We start from the raw sequence: 16,140 nt of genomic DNA, 5'->3' as shown, positions 1-16,140 counted from the left end.
AGCAACAAAGCAATGACGTGTAGCTGAGTGATGACTAGCAATAACTCCCTAAACATATATATGAATCAAAAGTGTTAAATTTCCAATGCTGAATTTAGATTTAGTAATTTAAATTCAGCATCGACCTAGCAACATTTAATCTAAAGGATTTCCGATAATATTACTGATAATGCCACGCATAATATGTGGACCTTGTTCTTGACGTAAATCTTGATACCATGCTTCGGTCACAGCCTCATCTTTCATATGGGTCACATCACAGCGCTTACGGGCACGTAATACCAACTCATTGGCGCGCTCATTACGTTTATTTTGATATCGTTTTAAGGCATCCTCTACACCTAATGTATTGATTTGCAAAGCGCGTGCTAAGTAAATTGCATCTTCCATGGCTTGGCAACCGCCTTGACCAATATCAGGTGTGGTACTATGAGCCGCATCCCCCATAATTACCACTCTGCCTTTATAAAACTGGGTAAAAGGTTCAATATCATGAATTTCTACTCGATTGGTTTTTTGCTCATCAATCGCTTCAATTAAGTTTTGAACAGGCTGGCACCAGTCCTTAAAATATTGTTTAAATAGTATTTTATATTGGGCTTTACTGTTTTCCAAACCTACAGGTAATGGCACATCAAAGAAGAAGTAAAAACGTTGATCTGCCACTGGCATAAGCGAAACACGTTTCCCCTCTCCAACAAATGTTGTCCATTGATCTGCTTGGGCTAAATTATCTGAAATTTCCACTAAACCATTCCAATTGACATAACCAGCATAACGACGTTCAACCTGTTCACCCAATACATATTGGCGCGTTAGCGAATGTGTTCCATCCGCACCAATTAACAATGCTGTGATGACTTCACTGCCATCTGCAAACTGAACTTTTATATGTTGATCTACTTGTTCTAGTGCAACCATTTTTTTCCCAAGATGAATATCGTCACGGCCAAATTCATCCATCAACATGTTTTGTAAATCTGCACGTGAAACTGGATAAGGCCGTTGTCCGACCTCTTCAATCAAAGGCATTAAACTAAACTGAGTCATGTGCTCACCAGTTAGTCCATCGATATAGGCTAAATGATCCATTTGACCACCGAGTTTGGCAACTTGATTCGTTAAGCCTAAATAATTCAGGCACTTAACGCCATTTGACCATAAAGAAATAGCAGCACCTACAGCTAGAATTTGTTCAGTTTGTTCATAGATGGTGACCGTATGTCCGAATTTTTTTAGTGCAATACCTGCGGTTAATCCCCCCATACCTGCACCAATAATAGTAATCTCCATCTATTTCTCCTCTGTCTGTATCTTTAACACTTATGACTAAAATGCTAAAAACGTGCCATTTATTTAAAAATTACAACATTCGTCAAGCAAAGTTGGCATAGGCTATGCATGATGAGGACGGTAAGATATTGTTTTTATGAGTGCTTATTGAACTTTAAGCACCCATATCAATGAATAAAATGATATAAATCGCAATATGAATGGTAAATAAATATGGCAACTTTACTTGCACCAAGTTTTGAGCTTCCTGCACATTTACAACAATGCACCAATTTGGCAGATCCCCGAATTGGTACAAAAGTACTTGAATGTTCAGATGATTTTTTTGCAGAAGCACAACGAATGTTGCAATTTAATCCACCCATTTTTGTAGAAGATAAATTTGATGATCACGGCAAATGGATGGATGGATGGGAAACCCGTCGTAAACGACATGCAGGCTATGACTGGGCAATTATTAAATTAGGCGTTGCTGGAAAAATTACAGCATTTGATATTGATACCACTTTTTTTACTGGGAATTACCCTGCTTCTGCTTCAATTGAAGCCTGTTATGCACCAAATGGGGACTTAAGCAATGCACTTTGGCAACCCATTCTAAATAATTCTATTCTTGGCCCAAGCCAACACCATATTTTTAACATTAAAAATTCAGCAGTCTTTACCCATGTCCGCTTAAATATTTTTCCTGATGGGGGTATTGCACGTTTTCGCGTCTATGGCGAAGTGCAAATACAGATTCAAGATCATCAAAAAACATTAGATTTACTGGCACTAGAAAATGGTGGACGCGTGATTGCCTATAGCGACGCCCACTTTGGTCATCCTCGTAATTTGATCAATCCGAATCGTGGAATCAATATGGGAGATGGTTGGGAAACCAAACGTCGCCGTGCGCCTGGATTTGATTGGTGTATTTTAGCACTCGGTCAAAGTGGTGTAATTGAAAAAATTGAAATTGATACTGCACATTTCAAAGGAAATTTCCCTGCTCAAGTTTCTATTCAGGCGATATATATTGAAAATGCGACTGATCCACAACTAATTCCACAAAGTATGTTTTGGCCATTTCTACTCAATGCTCAGGATATGCAAATGGATCATATTCATGATTATGTAGCCGACATTTTAAAGCATGAAAAAATTTCACATATTCGTGTCAATATGATTCCAGACGGTGGTATTAGTCGTATCCGATTATGGGGTAAAATTATAGAGTGATTTTATGAAATATATTCAAATTCAACCTTTAACAGCTGAAGCTTTTGCCCCATTTGGTGAGGTCATTGCTTGTACTGGCAATGATTTTTTCCATATCAATAGTGCGCATACGGAACGTTATCATGCTTTATCCTTGGCTCAAGCGACCAACGCTGAAATCGGATTGAGTATTTTTCGAAATATTCAAAAAACCCAAGTGCCTTGTGAAATTCAAATGCTTGAACGACATCCGATTGGTTCACAGGCATTTATCCCGATGCAAGGTCAATCTTTCTTGGTTGTTGTTGCAGCCGCTTTGGACCAAGACCAACCTGATCTTGAACATATTTACGCCTTTATTAGCAATGGTCTACAGGCTGTAAACTATCGCGCAGGCACTTGGCATCATCCGTTATTGACACTAGAAGCACCCAGTGATTTTACGGTAATCGATCGGATCGGTGAGGGTCACAATTGTGATGTTTTTCAGTTTAATGAAAATATTGTCCTGACTTTATAAGCAATAAGCATCATTTCATAACATGAATTCAAAATGCTAATGGGGCGAAATTAGCTTTAAAAGTATTGATTAAAAACTTTTTTTGTATGTTCTTAAACTTCAGAGCAACATTGTTTTATGTTGCTCTGATTGGAAAATTTATTCTGAGTTTAACTTAATCAAATAAAATCATGATCAGATAAAAATCGTTTTAAAAATGATATTTAATCAACGCACTGACATTGTTTTCATCTTTGCCAGAGATTCCATATTTATTATTCCAAACTGAATACTCAACGCCTAAATACAATTTAGTATCTGGTGAAATATGTTTACCCGCATTCCATTTCCATTGTGTAGTCCAGTTTAACTCACTGGCATGGTCATCTTCTGCAGTTGACCAATCAAGAAAACCATCGACAAGAAAATCTTCTGATGCGATTTTAAATGGTACACCAAAGGCAAAAGTCAGCTGATAATCGTCATCCGTATTCTTATAATTGTCTGCTTTATAGAAGTTTAATTGTGCATACTGGAAATATGGAATTGCTAAATCTACCCCGATCCCATACAGATAATTGTTAAAACCTTCACCACCTTCCCATGTTGTGGCAATGAGAACGTCTTTGATTGGACCCACTTCCAACTTATGCCCTGAAATAGCACCCAAGCTCAATCGTGGTGACACTTCAAAATACGTCTCATTACCTGAAACATCATTATTGGTACGATCCGCAAATGCAAAGAAATCCCCATATTTTAATTTGGCTGCATATTCAAAAGTTATGGTCGATTGGTCGTCTTCCCGAGCAATCAGTTCATAGTTTTTTCCATATAAACCTGTAATGCTAAAGTCTTGCCAAATAGGTGCAGCATGAGTGCTAAAAGCAGTGCAAACTAAAGTTGAAAGCGCAGCAAATTGTGTTAAGTTCATTTTATAAATTCCCCATCAGAAATAACGGTAAACACTTGTGTGAATAAGCAAAAACAAAGCCAATTTTTACACTTGGTCAAAATTTATTAAAAAAAACCCAAATCAATGGGCTTTAAAATCATAAAATAATCTAATTCTATAAAAGCTAGCTACCACGATACGTGGAATAAGCAAATGGGCTGATTAATAAAGGAATATGATAATGTTGTGCCAAATCAAGGACTGAAAAATGAATCACAACTTTTGGGAAAAACGTTGCTAAGGCTAAACGGTCAAAATATTCAGCAGTATAAAAAACCAAACTATAATCCCCTGTTTTAATTCCACTTAAATTAAAATCTGCTACCCGTCCATCTTCATTGGTCCTTGATTCTGCAACAATATTGTCTTGGCTATCCAATAATTTTATCAGAACATTTACGGCAGGCTTGCCAAGATGCGTGTCTAAGATATGGGTACTGATCATGTTATTTCCTTTCTAAACATTATTTTAATGCAATCAATTATTTAAGCTTTCATTTTCACTCAGTTCTTGATTGAGTCTTAACATTGCAATTTCACCAAGTTGTTGTTTAACAATACGCTGTTCTGTTTCAGGATCATTTAATAAACGATATTTCAGTGCTTGTAGAATTTCAGTCTGATCTAAGCCCTTAGCACGAATTAAAAAAATATGACCAAATTTCTTTTCATAAGCAATATTGCCTTGCAATAAAGCATGTTGTGTTTCAGTGTTCTGTTTTATTGCTGATTGCTCTTGATGAGAAAATGCTTGCTCTTTTTCACTCAGCACTGCCTGAGCCTTTTTTTCACCGATCCGTGGGTGTGTCGCTAATGCATTTACAATTTCTAACCATGTCCAAGTTGAGGCTTGTATTTTTGCAAAATCCATTAACGCTTGAGTGTTGACAAATGGACGTTGTGACAAAATTTCATCTGACCAACGTTGAATGTGCACACAATGCTTGAGCAAGCTTGTAAGCTCTTCTGATGATGCTTGATTAAATTCTTCTATTTTCACGAATAATACCTATGCTTGAGTTCGCTAAAATTTTCAAACACTTTTATATAAACTTTGCTGCGCGCTTTACTGCATTCAATTAAAAATAAAGTGCTTACCTTAAAAGCCACATCCTCATAGCGACAATTATGCGGCTGGATGGTGTTTAAACCAATGTTCAGCGATATCACCGCGACGACAGATCCAGACTTTTTCATGTGCCTGTATATAATCTAAAAAACGCTGTAATGCTTTAAAACGACCGGGACGTCCCAGGATACGACAATGCATTCCAATCGATAGCATTTTCGGCTCCGTTTCACCTTCTGCATAAAGCACATCAAAGGCATCTTTTAAATATTGGTAAAATTGCTCGCCACTGTTAAAACCAGCAGGCGCGCAGAACTTCATATCATTACTTTCTAAAGTATATGGAATGATCAGGTGCGGGCGGCTTTGGCCTTGTAAATCGGTTAAGTTTGTCCAAAATGGCAAATCATCACCATAGTAATCGCAGTCATATTTGATCTGTGGAAATTCAGCCAATAATTTACGAGTATTTGGGCTATCTCGTCCTGTATACCAACCCATAGGTGTAGTGCCAAATAAGGTTTCTAGAATACTGATTGCTTGATCAATATGCTGACGTTCCGTTTCAATATCTATATTTTGGTAATTTAGCCAACGCTGTCCATGTGAAACCACATCGTAATGGGCTTGTTGAATGGCTTCCACAATATATGGATTACGTGCCAGCGCCATACCCACTCCAAATATGGTCATGGGTAAGTTACGCTTTTTAAACTCATGATGAATACGCCAGAATCCTGCACGAGCGCCATATTCATACATCGAATCCATCGACATATGCTTGTCAGGAAAACTTGCTGCTCCCACGATATCAGATAAAAACTGCTCAGAACCGGCATCACCATGTTCGATATGGTTTTCAGCACCTTCTTCATAGTTAAGAACAAACTGTACCGCTATTTGGGCTTGATTTGGCCATGCTACTTTGGGTACTTCACCGTGATAGCCAATGAGATCTCGTGAATAGGGAGTATTTTGGATTTGGTCTATTAAGTCTTGCCCACGTAAATAAGTTTTATTCACTCAAACCGCCTTTAAACTTTTCAATCACCATTTTTTAGTGTGAATGATCAAGCAGTTTTTATGCCAATCTCCTCATGCTTTAGTTAACGGGTTGGAAAATTAACTGCATGTGATGACTTGTTCCCTTGAAAATATAGTGGTGTTTTCCAATTTGAAAACTTAGATTAGGTTGAAGAGCACTTTCCTGCTGAGTACGTACAATCATCGAATTATTTTCATTCGATTCTTTTAACAAGAATTGATAAATTTTATCCGTCATCTCTGCATCTAATAATTTATGCTGGATTCTATTTTGTAGATATTGATCTAAACGTTTTATATAAAATTCTATAAGTTTTTTATCACCAGAACTAAAAACAGTCTCAAAATTATTTAAAGAAGCCACTTCATTATTGACTGAGCTTAATCCTGTGGTTTTAATTGCGCCCACTTCAAATTGATCAGTCCGTTCAAAAACTAGATTAAGGCTTTCAAGACTATCTGAGAAATTTGCATCTTGTTGTGAATATTGTTCATAAATATCATGAAAAAGTTTTTGATATTCCTTAGATATAGAAGCGTAATCATAGAGATTAAAGTATTGCACCTTACTCACATCGGCTAAGTATTCTGCACATTTTTTCCCACATTGATCTTTTTGTTGTTGACTGATTGCATTGGTCATTAAGTACTGTGTATAAAATTGATGTGCATCATCTAGATATTGAATCTTATGAGTCCATTTATATTTCACTAAACTTGCATCGCCTGCTGCAAGGTAGGTTTCGTATCTCAGAACATTTCTCTCTTTAGGTAAATCTTTCTCCCATAAATCATGATATTGATTCAAAATTTTAACACCTGATATTGTGAAGTCAGAAGCTGCTAAAGCACAATTTTTATCTTCCAAATAACCCAAAAGATCTGAAACAAAAATTACATCCATCGAATACACATCTATTTTTTCAGAATTTGGGCGATTTAAAAATTGATGTAACATGTTAAGAGGCATATAGCGATCAAGCCCCTTACATTGTGTTTCAAGAGGTTGCGCAAATTGAGTTAAATCTGACTTTAAAGCCGCAATATCTGCATATATCGATACAGGTATAAAAGTAAAAACCGTCAATAGCGCAATTTTTCTTATTATAAAATTCATAATTTTATTCTCATTTTATTTAAAAATAAAAAACTCTGTATTGTTTAATTGATGATTTAACAATGCATAACGAAAATCACGCATTAATTGTGATGATAACTCTCGCTTTTGCTCAACCAGCATTTTAAATAACTGTAAAAACTGACCATGACTAAATACCAGTAAATGATCATGTTGATAATGCGCTTTTAGGGAATCCAAGTGCACAATAAAGTCCGTAACGCGATAATAAAAATTTGCAAAAGATTCAGCACCTTCACTTGTAACTAAATTGACATCTGCTTGATTCCAATAATCATCTACCCAAGGTTTTCGTTCCTCTAAAGTGGTATTTTTACATCGCATATCGGATAAGTAAGAAAACTCATGGATATCCAAAATTTGAGGTGTAATCTGATCACGTAATAAAATTGGGTCAGCTGTTAGACGTGTACGGATAAATGGAGAGACATAAATCTGCTTTGCTGGAGGTAAAACATCAATAAGTTTTTGCGCCTGTTCATGTCCATATTCGGTTAAGGGAATACTTGCATGTGACTCAGTTTTACCATTTACATTCCCTAAACTTTGCGCATGGCGAATTAAATAAATGCTCATATCAACCTTGACTATTTTAATTTTTAGACAACATTTTGAAAAGAATGATAATTCAAAATGAATCATCTGGAATTAACACACGTTTTCAGAACAACATTTGAAAAAGCAAGTCATATTAGTGCTCAAGAAACAAAGTTTTCTCTACTGCTCTTCGATTTACTAAACCTTGTACCGTTTTGCCACCTGCCTTGATCCAAACATCAAATTGATGACTGGCAGCGTGATAATCAGAGGTATTCAATAATTTTAATAAGGTTGAGTTTTTAAAAGCACCAATACCTATGTTATAGCTCAATGAAACCAACGCATCAAACTGATTTTGATTTAAAGGAACGTTTACAGCAGAACTTACTGCTTGTTCAAAACGCCTAAGATCATGTTGCATATAGTTTTTTGCTTGTTCAATGGTACAAGTATCCCCATACTGAACAGCTTTTCCATGCGGGTAAATCGTTGTTCCATAACCGATAGTACAAACCCCGACGCCATCATCATAGGCTTTGAGCTCTAATCCCTCAAAACCACAAATCAAATCTACACCTTGAGGGCTGACTTGAGTAATTTGATCTTGTGCAAAGCCAATCTCCGTAGCACCTGTATCCACGGCCACTGCAACGTCTGAACGAGAATAAGCTTGATGATGTTTATTCAAATCGCGCTGTTTTTCATTCAATAGTTTTGAAAACAAAGTAGAAAATGACTTGGAAAAAAATTTAGACCAAAATTGCGTCATCAATAAAACTCAAAAAAAGAAAAGGATTGTATCGCTGTACTTATACCAACCAATATTAAACATAGCTTTTTAAATTAATAAAGTTGTCTTTGGTTGCATTACGTAGAGACATATTGATTTCAAATAAAATAGTGCCTCTCTTATCATAAGAAAGGCATTTTTAAATTCGAATTATCTTGAATTAAAACAAGAAATAACGCTGTGCCATGGGTAATACTTCAGCAGCTTCACAAGTTAGATGTACACCATCGGCACGAACTTCATAGGTTTCAGGATGCACATCCATCACAGGACAATAGTTATTATGCTTCATGTCTTGTTTAGTGATGTTTCTGGTATTTTTACAAGGTGAAATTAACTTCCTTAATTGTAATTTTTCAGCAACACCTAGTTCAATTGCGGCCTGTGACAAGAAAGTAATACAGGTATTGTGCACGCCTCTTGGATATGCCCCAAACATTGGACGGTAATGTACCGGCTGTGGTGTTGGAATTGAGGCATTAATATCTCCCATTGGCGCTGCCGCAATCATTCCACCTTTAATGATCATTGATGGCTTTACCCCAAAAAACTCGGGTTTCCACAACACTAAATCAGCAAGTTTCCCTTCTTCTATAGAACCAATTTCGTGGCTTAAACCATGAGTAATGGCAGGATTTATTGTATATTTTGCAATATAACGCTTCACCCGATTATTATCATGATACTGATTATCGCCTTCTAATGGTCCTCGTTGCACTTTCATTTTATGCGCCGTTTGCCAAGTACGTAAAATCACCTCACCCACACGCCCCATGGCTTGAGAGTCAGAAGACATCATTGAAATTGCGCCGAGATCTTGCAATATATCTTCTGCGGCAATCGTTTCACGACGAATACGGCTCTCAGCAAATGCGACATCTTCAGCTATCGCTGGATCTAAATGGTGGCAGACCATGAGCATGTCTAAGTGTTCATCAATGGTATTGATAGTATATGGGCGGGTTGGATTGGTTGAAGATGGCAAAACATTTGCCTGACCAATGGCTTTTAAAATATCAGGCGCATGACCGCCACCCGCGCCCTCAGTATGATAAGTGTGAATAGTACGATTTTTAAATGCCCCCAGTGTTTCTTCAAGAAAACCACTTTCATTTAAAGTATCGGTATGAATCGCAACTTGTACATCATATTCATCTGCCACAGTTAGACAATTATCAATTGCAGCAGGGGTAGAACCCCAGTCTTCATGCAATTTCAGCCCCACCACACCTGCTTTAATCTGCTCCGCAATCGGTTCAGGTTGACTTAAATTACCTTTACCCAATAAGCCAATATTCATAGGTAAATCATCAATGGCTTGCAGCATGGTTGAAATATGCCATGGCCCTGGTGTTACCGTTGTCGCCGATGTTCCTGCAGCGGGACCAGTACCACCACCAATCATGGTTGTTGTTCCTGACATTAACGCTGTTTCAACTTGTTGTGGGCAAATCCAGTGAATATGGGTATCTATTCCACCTGCTGTAAGTATTTGCCCTTCACCGGCAATCACCTCAGTGGCCGCACCTAATGGAATGGTAATATCGGGTTGAATATCCGGATTGCCAGCTTTACCTATTTTCCAAATTCGCCCATTTTTCAATCCTACATCGGCTTTAATAATTCCCCACCAATCGACAATCAACGCATTGGTAATCACCGTATCTGCAACATCTGCTGCAAGTAATTGAGATTGCCCCATCCCATCGCGAATAACTTTGCCGCCCCCAAATTTAACTTCTTCACCATAGGTGGTGAGATCTTGTTCAACTTCTATAAAAAGTTCGGTATCTGCTAAACGTACTCGATCCCCAACGGTAGGACCAAACATTTCAGCATAAGCTCGACGTGACATTTTCATTTTGATTATCCTTTTAGTCCAACTTACCCATCACACGCCCTGCGAAACCATAGACTTCACGTTTTCCGACCAGTGCAACGATTTCAACATCACGTCGCTGCCCCGGCTCAAACCGAACCGCTGTACCCGCTGCAATATTTAAACGAAAACCTTTGGCACGTTCACGATCAAATTGCAAAGCATCATTGGCTTCATAAAAATGAAAATGTGAACCCACCTGAATCGGTCGATCACCTAAATTTGACACTGAAATTTTCAGTACTTCACGACCGACATTCATTTCAATATCACAATCAGGTGTAATAATTTCACCAGGGATCATGTGCTTATCCTAATTTTTTAAAAAGTATTCTATATAATCGGTTGGTGGACTGTGACGAGCTTCGAGCCATCTGGAAAAGTAGCCTCTACCTGCACTTCGGCAATCATCTCAGGCACACCCTCCATCACATCATCACGACTGAGCAAGGTAGTGCCAAAATGCATCAACTCACTGACAGTCATTCCATCTCGCGCACCTTCAAGCAGTGCTGCGGAAATAAATGCAATAGATTCAGGATAATTGAGTTTTAGTCCACGTGCTTTACGACGTTCTGCAACCAAACCCGCTGTAAAAATCAGCAGTTTGTCTTTTTCAGTAGGATTGAGTTCCATATGTGTTTCCTAAAGTTCTTGCATTTTTTATGCAAAATATGTGCTCAGTTTTAAATTAAACACGCAGATTTTATTTCTAAAAGACGAACTTTAAATGAATCAAGTTCGCCAAATTCGTGGAAATGCTTCATCCAAATCAAACCAATATCGCCTCAATCTGGCACGAATTGCTGCAAAAGCATCATGACAATGTCGAACATCATCACCTAAAAAACGTGCACTGATGACATCACCCAATAAGGTTAACCTGACAGGCATATCCATTCGCATCATCAACTCACGAATTAAATCGATATGTGCCTCTAAATAAATGTTTGCTCGGAATTTTTCAGGAGGAACTGCCCATAAACTTCCCATAACGGCATGATTATTCATGCCTAGACAAGAACTTAGCCAACGATCATTGCCTTTAAAACTCAATGTGTCTGCCACCAGTAATTGCTGATTTCGCCATAATTTTAAATGACTGTGATAAGCACCAGATTGGAATTTTTCATTTCGAGCTTGTCGACCAATCACCAACATATCCCAACCGATAAAGCTTGCTGTCTGATCAAGCTGAATCAAGGTTTCTGAGTGAGCATTGGCACCATCAAATAACATGGTTTCTTGAGGAAGCCATTCAAACACAGCATTGTGTTTAACTGAGATATGGATATGTTGATAAGCTTGTTTGCCATTGGTTCGATACCATTTACCTGCACCAGGGGTCGTGACTAAGGCATGGGCAGCAACATCAACATTAATCTCAAATGTTAAATGATCGCCACCTGCAATACCCGCAGGCGGATGGACAATAATCGCATGACAAATCCCAGTTTTTTCAGGCCAAAGCATCTTTTGCACACGTACAGGTCCAAAATGTCTACGATGGGCTAGTACTGTCCGCTCAGTTTGAGCCTGAAAACCCAATTCTAGTTTTGCATACCAAAGGCGCTGATCAGGAAGATGTTCCACTAAACTTATCATGGCCGCCTTTATAAATGGATATCAGCAATTAAGCGCTTAAACATTAAGCCAAACCAATAACTGCAACGACCGCAGCCAAAGTACCAATAATTTTCTTGCCATATGGAACGTACTTTTTAATAAAAGCACCAATGCCTAAACCACCCGCATAGATCAATGTCATTGCTGTCACCATGCCTAAAATCAGTAAGCTGGCATGACCGGATTGGCCTAGTTCAGTTCCATGCGCAACACCGTGAAAACTTGCCAATAAAACTGCTGCAATAGGTAAAACTTGATTTGTTTTTGTCCAAAGCGCTACAGCCAGTAAAACCAATGAAGCAATGATGCCGTATTCAGCAATTGCTGCTGGAATAAATCCTTGGCTACCGATCATAAAACCAACCACCATCGCTGAAGCTAAGCCTATCAAGCCAAAAAGCTTCCAGCGTTGATTTGCTGTCCACATCAATACCCCAAATGCGATTGCCATCATCAAATGATCTAAACCTGTAAATGGATGAATAAAGCCCGCCCAAAACCCAGTATGGTGATCATGTCCAGGATGAGCCAAAGCCAATACAGGTAAATATGCAGCACATGCCATCAGAGTTTTTTTAAAAATACGCATTCAAATTCTCCTTTGATTATTTTTAAATTCAAATAGTTACAATTATTTTAATATCGCGACTAAGCTTTAAATAAACCTTGTTTTTCAATAAACTCAATGATTTGGTTTAAACCAGCTTGAGTTTTCATATTTGAAAATAGAAAAGGTTTATCACCACGCATGCGTTTTGCATCTTGATCCATCACATCGAGATTTGCACCGACCATTGGGGCTAAATCTGTTTTGTTAATAATCAATAAATCCGACTTGGTAATTCCTGGACCACCTTTACGTGGGATCTTTTCACCACCTGCAACATCAATCACATAAAGGGTTAAATCAGATAATTCGGGACTAAACGTAGCGGCTAGATTATCTCCACCACTTTCGATAATAATCAGCTCTAAACCATTAAATTTTTCACAAAGATCATCAATTGCAGCCAAATTAATTGAAGCATCTTCACGAATTGCAGTATGCGGACAACCACCTGTCTCAACACCAACAATACGTTCTGGTGACATCGCTTCATGACGAGTTAAAAAATTAGAATCTTCTTTGGTATAGATATCGTTGGTCACAACCGCCATATTATATTTGTTGCGTAAAGCAAGGCATAAATTTAGGGTTAATGCTGTTTTACCTGAACCAACAGGACCACCTATTCCAACACGTAAAGGGCTACGTTCTGTCATCATTTTTTCCTTTTCTATACTTCATTCTCTATAAAAGTAGGGAATGAACCGTGTCATTTATGATCTAAATAATCGTGAATATAAAGTTTCATGCGACATACTTAACATCGCATAATTGGGCAAGGCACTACTTAGCGCATCATCTTCTAAGGCCAAGGCACGTACTACGGCTTGAGGAATTAGGCCATGTAAGTGCCACAAAATTCTTTGACCACTCATTTGCCCTAAAGGGACAGTTTTTACTGCACCTAGCACTTGATTTTCTAAAACAGTAAAGCTATATGCTGTTAGGACATCCACCAGATTAAGCTTCAACGTTCCGCATAAATGTGCGTAAACTGGTACAAAACCAAACTGCTTTTTAATCTCAGGTTGCTGTTTTAAAACATCACGAATCCAAGCATTCAAAGAAAATGCCAACTGCTGAGATTCAGCCCGTAATTCTTTTGATTCACGGCTTGCTTTATAAAAGTTAGCCCAATTTAAAAATTCTACCTCGTCTAAATAATGTTGCATTAAACGTTTTAAAACGGGTAGTTCAAACCTAACCAGCAACATTTCCAGTACTTCTTCAAAATAAGCGATACTGCTTGCTTCATCATGAATCAAACCCTGATCAATCGCACTTTCCACCCCTTGCGAATAGCAATATGCACCGATGGGTAAGGCTGTCGATGACAAGGTCAATAGACTTAGTAGTTGCGATGCGTTAGTGATGGACATGATGTAAAGCCTTAATTGGGCTTAAACGATGATCATGCTGATGTTGGGCATATGCCCCACTTTCAGGTTCAAATGGATGTTCTACTTCATCTACTGTCAACCCTAAACCTTGGATCATTTCTGCAAGGACATGATCAGGTTCAAAATAAAGTGCAGTTGGGGAAAGCATTAACGGAACATGGCGATTTCCCAGATGATATGCAGCTTTAAGTAAGTCAAAACTATGCAGTGCCGAAACTTGCATTAATTTTTCAGCTTTGGCATCTACACGTAACACTTCACCTTGTTCAGTTGCAATATAAGAACCACTACGCAAAATGCCTGTACGTGGTAAATCCGCACCAATATCGCGCCCATTATTTAAAGTTGCACGAAAACGGCTCTTTTGCCGAGTATCAAAAGTCAATTCAATACTTTCAGCCTCAATGTTTGACTCTATATGGTCTAGACGTTGCGTATAAATTTTCATACTGATCCAATTACCTATGGCACTTGATTTAAAATGTTCCAAATTGATGCCAAAATTTTATTCATAAATATCGGTTTGCATTAAATTAAAGCATTTATCATGCCAGTTTTTAGAATCGTAAGAATTCAAAATGCATCTTATTTAGAACGCTAACCTAAAACCTGAGATCAAATTTACATGAGCGAGATTTCAATAAAAAATCAGAACAATTAAACGTTACAAAATAAAACCATAATAAAATTATGTGTATTTCACAAAAGCTTGAAATAACACAGTTTTGATCAACTAAAATTCTCATCGATAATTTGCGACTAACAACACAATGTGTTATCAATGAATAAATAATGACGGGGTCTGTTGACAATTCGTCTAGATTTGCGACTACGTGTGTTTTTTTGGTGATACTAGGCACGAAGTATGAAATTTAGTCATTCTAAATGAATATTTCGTAACGACGTAGCGGCAAAAAAACACGCTAGTCCCGAAGGGTTGTGGCTAAAATTATCTCAGTCTGCGTTATGAAACTCGAAAATAGTCTCGCTATTCTCTTCGTTTCCTGCCTTGTCTGCTCAATTTTAGCTTACAACGCAAACCCTTTATGAAATGTCAACAGCCCCCTTAAAAGGAGAAACTTATAATGGCTTATCAACATATCCTTCTTGCTGTAGATGACTCTCCTATTTCTTATGCTGCACTTGAACATGCAGAGAAACTTGCACTTGCTTTTAACTGTAAAATTACTGTGATGAGTGTAATCGCAGTTGATCCTTTTAAAGGCGTCGATTTTTATAAAATAGCGCCTGCTGTAACTCAATATTTATTTGAAGCTGAAAAAAATGCTTTAGCACGTTTAAAAGATATTCAAGAAACTTTAGTTCACCATGGTGTAACAACAGTAGATACCAAAGTGGTACGTGAAGTTCCTCCTGCTACTGGAATTTTAGATGTTGCAGATGAACTAAATGTGGACCTTATTGTAATGGGCTCCCATGGACGTACTGGTCTGAAAAAATTCTTCTTAGGGAGTGTTGCACAAGAAGTGTTGTCTATTTCTCCACTGCCTGTGTTGATTATTAAATCTCCCCAAGAAGAAGCTTAGTTTTTATTTGAAATCTTAATTAAAAAGGTGTGATTATGAGTTATCAAAATATTCTTGTCCCAGTTGACGGTTCTGACATTTCTTTTTCTGCATTAAAACATGCTGCTGCGATTGCAAAAGCCTTTGGAAGCAAAGTCACTGCGATCAGTGTCGTTGCCGAAGACCCTTTTGCAGCTGCTGATTTCTACTATTCGCCAGATATGTTAAAAGATTACATTGAAGAAGCAATTAAAAATGCGGAAGAAGGTTTGGGCAAAGCCAAACAATTGGCTGAACAGCAAGGTGTTCAGATTGATACACAAGTCGTGAGAGACTCGGTTGCAGCAGAAACCATCATTAAAACTGCTGAATCATTAAATACAGATTTAATTATCATGGGATCACATGGACGTAAAGGCTTCCAGAAATTTTTCTTGGGTAGCTTTGCACAAGATGTACTAGGTCAAACTAAACTCCCTGTATTGATTGTCAAACAGTGATTGATTAAATTATCAGATAAATAAAACCCAGTTTAGCTGGGTTTTATTTATGCAATGTCCATAGCAAAGACAAC

The 16,140-nt window shown here is 37.8% G+C and carries 20 protein-coding genes; 4 read left to right on the top strand and 16 right to left on the bottom strand.

Features of this window, described 5'->3' with window-relative positions; all coding sequences use genetic code 11:
- Positions 1-135 precede the first annotated feature (135 nt).
- Complete coding sequence (hpxO, locus tag AC4CVF_RS07460) at positions 136-1,293, bottom strand: FAD-dependent urate hydroxylase HpxO (RefSeq protein WP_419327227.1); 1,158 nt, start codon at positions 1,291-1,293, stop codon at positions 136-138.
- Between the two features lie 213 nt (positions 1,294-1,506).
- Between hpxO and alc the strand changes: the two genes are divergently transcribed.
- Positions 1,507-2,514 (top strand): allantoicase, encoded by a 1,008-nt coding sequence (gene alc / locus AC4CVF_RS07455; protein WP_419327228.1) that lies wholly within the window; start codon positions 1,507-1,509, stop codon positions 2,512-2,514.
- 4 nt (positions 2,515-2,518) lie between these two features.
- Positions 2,519-3,013 (top strand): ureidoglycolate lyase, encoded by a 495-nt coding sequence (locus AC4CVF_RS07450; protein WP_336951058.1) that lies wholly within the window; start codon positions 2,519-2,521, stop codon positions 3,011-3,013.
- A 190-nt stretch (positions 3,014-3,203) separates the two neighbouring features.
- On the opposite strand, the gene AC4CVF_RS07445 is transcribed toward AC4CVF_RS07450, so the two are convergent.
- The 15 genes from AC4CVF_RS07445 to ureE all read right to left on the bottom strand — a co-directional run bounded on the left by AC4CVF_RS07445 (position 3,204) and on the right by ureE (position 14,488).
- Entirely contained in the window at positions 3,204-3,926 is a 723-nt protein-coding gene (locus AC4CVF_RS07445; RefSeq protein ID WP_336951057.1) for an outer membrane protein OmpK, read from the bottom strand.
- Positions 3,927-4,071: 145 nt separating this feature from the next.
- Positions 4,072-4,392 carry a hydroxyisourate hydrolase gene (gene uraH / locus AC4CVF_RS07440; RefSeq protein WP_105712584.1) on the bottom strand — a complete coding sequence of 107 codons (321 nt, stop codon included), beginning with the start codon at positions 4,390-4,392 and terminating at the stop codon, positions 4,072-4,074.
- A gap of 33 nt (positions 4,393-4,425) precedes the next feature.
- The gene (gene uraD / locus AC4CVF_RS07435) at positions 4,426-4,947 is read right to left on the bottom strand and encodes a 2-oxo-4-hydroxy-4-carboxy-5-ureidoimidazoline decarboxylase (protein WP_336951056.1); all 522 of its coding nucleotides are present in this window, start codon (positions 4,945-4,947) and stop codon (positions 4,426-4,428) included.
- Between the two features lie 126 nt (positions 4,948-5,073).
- On the bottom strand, positions 5,074-6,039 hold the full coding sequence (gene puuE / locus AC4CVF_RS07430) for an allantoinase PuuE (RefSeq protein ID WP_056511287.1): 966 nt from the start codon (positions 6,037-6,039) through the stop codon (positions 5,074-5,076).
- 79 nt (positions 6,040-6,118) lie between these two features.
- On the bottom strand, positions 6,119-7,177 hold the full coding sequence (locus AC4CVF_RS07425) for a hypothetical protein (RefSeq protein WP_336951054.1): 1,059 nt from the start codon (positions 7,175-7,177) through the stop codon (positions 6,119-6,121).
- Positions 7,178-7,192: 15 nt separating this feature from the next.
- A complete protein-coding gene (locus AC4CVF_RS07420) occupies positions 7,193-7,774 on the bottom strand; it encodes a histidine phosphatase family protein (RefSeq protein WP_336951053.1) in 582 nt (193 codons plus the stop codon).
- Positions 7,775-7,889: 115 nt separating this feature from the next.
- Positions 7,890-8,507 (bottom strand): lysozyme, encoded by a 618-nt coding sequence (locus tag AC4CVF_RS07415; protein ID WP_419327233.1) that lies wholly within the window; start codon positions 8,505-8,507, stop codon positions 7,890-7,892.
- A 181-nt stretch (positions 8,508-8,688) separates the two neighbouring features.
- Complete coding sequence (gene ureC / locus AC4CVF_RS07410; RefSeq protein WP_336951051.1) at positions 8,689-10,389, bottom strand: urease subunit alpha; 1,701 nt, start codon at positions 10,387-10,389, stop codon at positions 8,689-8,691.
- Between the two features lie 13 nt (positions 10,390-10,402).
- Entirely contained in the window at positions 10,403-10,711 is a 309-nt protein-coding gene (locus AC4CVF_RS07405) for an urease subunit beta (protein WP_336951050.1), read from the bottom strand.
- A gap of 29 nt (positions 10,712-10,740) precedes the next feature.
- Entirely contained in the window at positions 10,741-11,043 is a 303-nt protein-coding gene (ureA, locus tag AC4CVF_RS07400) for an urease subunit gamma (protein ID WP_336951049.1), read from the bottom strand.
- 99 nt (positions 11,044-11,142) lie between these two features.
- The gene (locus tag AC4CVF_RS07395) at positions 11,143-12,012 is read right to left on the bottom strand and encodes an urease accessory protein UreD (RefSeq protein WP_419820375.1); all 870 of its coding nucleotides are present in this window, start codon (positions 12,010-12,012) and stop codon (positions 11,143-11,145) included.
- 43 nt (positions 12,013-12,055) lie between these two features.
- Complete coding sequence (locus tag AC4CVF_RS07390) at positions 12,056-12,622, bottom strand: HupE/UreJ family protein (RefSeq protein ID WP_419820374.1); 567 nt, start codon at positions 12,620-12,622, stop codon at positions 12,056-12,058.
- A gap of 59 nt (positions 12,623-12,681) precedes the next feature.
- Positions 12,682-13,296, bottom strand: a complete 615-nt coding sequence (gene ureG / locus AC4CVF_RS07385) for an urease accessory protein UreG (protein ID WP_336951046.1) — start codon at positions 13,294-13,296, stop codon at positions 12,682-12,684.
- A 57-nt stretch (positions 13,297-13,353) separates the two neighbouring features.
- Positions 13,354-14,019 carry an urease accessory protein UreF gene (locus AC4CVF_RS07380; RefSeq protein WP_336951045.1) on the bottom strand — a complete coding sequence of 222 codons (666 nt, stop codon included), beginning with the start codon at positions 14,017-14,019 and terminating at the stop codon, positions 13,354-13,356.
- Complete coding sequence (ureE, locus tag AC4CVF_RS07375) at positions 14,006-14,488, bottom strand: urease accessory protein UreE (RefSeq protein WP_490789152.1); 483 nt, start codon at positions 14,486-14,488, stop codon at positions 14,006-14,008. The genes AC4CVF_RS07380 and ureE overlap by 14 nt, the downstream gene beginning before the upstream one ends.
- A 637-nt stretch (positions 14,489-15,125) precedes the next feature.
- Here ureE and AC4CVF_RS07370 point away from each other — a divergent pair.
- Together AC4CVF_RS07370 and AC4CVF_RS07365 are read left to right on the top strand one after the other, a co-directional pair.
- The gene (locus AC4CVF_RS07370; protein ID WP_483770991.1) at positions 15,126-15,587 is read left to right on the top strand and encodes a universal stress protein; all 462 of its coding nucleotides are present in this window, start codon (positions 15,126-15,128) and stop codon (positions 15,585-15,587) included.
- Between the two features lie 35 nt (positions 15,588-15,622).
- Positions 15,623-16,066, top strand: coding sequence for a universal stress protein (locus tag AC4CVF_RS07365; protein ID WP_336951042.1), 444 nt, complete (start codon positions 15,623-15,625; stop codon positions 16,064-16,066).
- The last annotated feature ends 74 nt before the right edge of the window (positions 16,067-16,140 follow it).

This window comes from Acinetobacter sp. LipI_19, from assembly GCF_058242925.1.
Note: the sequence above shows the minus strand (reverse complement) of the source record. Positions and strands in the feature narration are given on the sequence as shown.

Excerpts from the sequence above, each read along its gene's own strand:
- hpxO (WP_419327227.1), bottom strand. The coding sequence starts at position 1,293 with ATGGAGATTACTATTATTGGTGCAGGTATGGGGGGATTAACCGCAGGT.
- alc (WP_419327228.1), top strand. The coding sequence starts at position 1,507 with ATGGCAACTTTACTTGCACCAAGTTTTGAGCTTCCTGCACATTTACAA.
- AC4CVF_RS07450 (WP_336951058.1), top strand. The coding sequence starts at position 2,519 with ATGAAATATATTCAAATTCAACCTTTAACAGCTGAAGCTTTTGCCCCA.
- AC4CVF_RS07445 (WP_336951057.1), bottom strand. The coding sequence starts at position 3,926 with ATGAACTTAACACAATTTGCTGCGCTTTCAACTTTAGTTTGCACTGCT.
- uraH (WP_105712584.1), bottom strand. The coding sequence starts at position 4,392 with ATGATCAGTACCCATATCTTAGACACGCATCTTGGCAAGCCTGCCGTA.
- AC4CVF_RS07425 (WP_336951054.1), bottom strand. The coding sequence starts at position 7,177 with ATGAATTTTATAATAAGAAAAATTGCGCTATTGACGGTTTTTACTTTT.
- AC4CVF_RS07420 (WP_336951053.1), bottom strand. The coding sequence starts at position 7,774 with ATGAGCATTTATTTAATTCGCCATGCGCAAAGTTTAGGGAATGTAAAT.
- AC4CVF_RS07415 (WP_419327233.1), bottom strand. The coding sequence starts at position 8,507 with ATGACGCAATTTTGGTCTAAATTTTTTTCCAAGTCATTTTCTACTTTG.
- ureC (WP_336951051.1), bottom strand. The coding sequence starts at position 10,389 with ATGAAAATGTCACGTCGAGCTTATGCTGAAATGTTTGGTCCTACCGTT.
- AC4CVF_RS07405 (WP_336951050.1), bottom strand. The coding sequence starts at position 10,711 with ATGATCCCTGGTGAAATTATTACACCTGATTGTGATATTGAAATGAAT.
- ureA (WP_336951049.1), bottom strand. The coding sequence starts at position 11,043 with ATGGAACTCAATCCTACTGAAAAAGACAAACTGCTGATTTTTACAGCG.
- AC4CVF_RS07395 (WP_419820375.1), bottom strand. The coding sequence starts at position 12,012 with ATGATAAGTTTAGTGGAACATCTTCCTGATCAGCGCCTTTGGTATGCA.
- AC4CVF_RS07390 (WP_419820374.1), bottom strand. The coding sequence starts at position 12,622 with ATGCGTATTTTTAAAAAAACTCTGATGGCATGTGCTGCATATTTACCT.
- ureG (WP_336951046.1), bottom strand. The coding sequence starts at position 13,296 with ATGACAGAACGTAGCCCTTTACGTGTTGGAATAGGTGGTCCTGTTGGT.
- AC4CVF_RS07380 (WP_336951045.1), bottom strand. The coding sequence starts at position 14,019 with ATGTCCATCACTAACGCATCGCAACTACTAAGTCTATTGACCTTGTCA.
- ureE (WP_490789152.1), bottom strand. The coding sequence starts at position 14,488 with ATGAAAATTTATACGCAACGTCTAGACCATATAGAGTCAAACATTGAG.
- AC4CVF_RS07370 (WP_483770991.1), top strand. The coding sequence starts at position 15,126 with ATGGCTTATCAACATATCCTTCTTGCTGTAGATGACTCTCCTATTTCT.
- AC4CVF_RS07365 (WP_336951042.1), top strand. The coding sequence starts at position 15,623 with ATGAGTTATCAAAATATTCTTGTCCCAGTTGACGGTTCTGACATTTCT.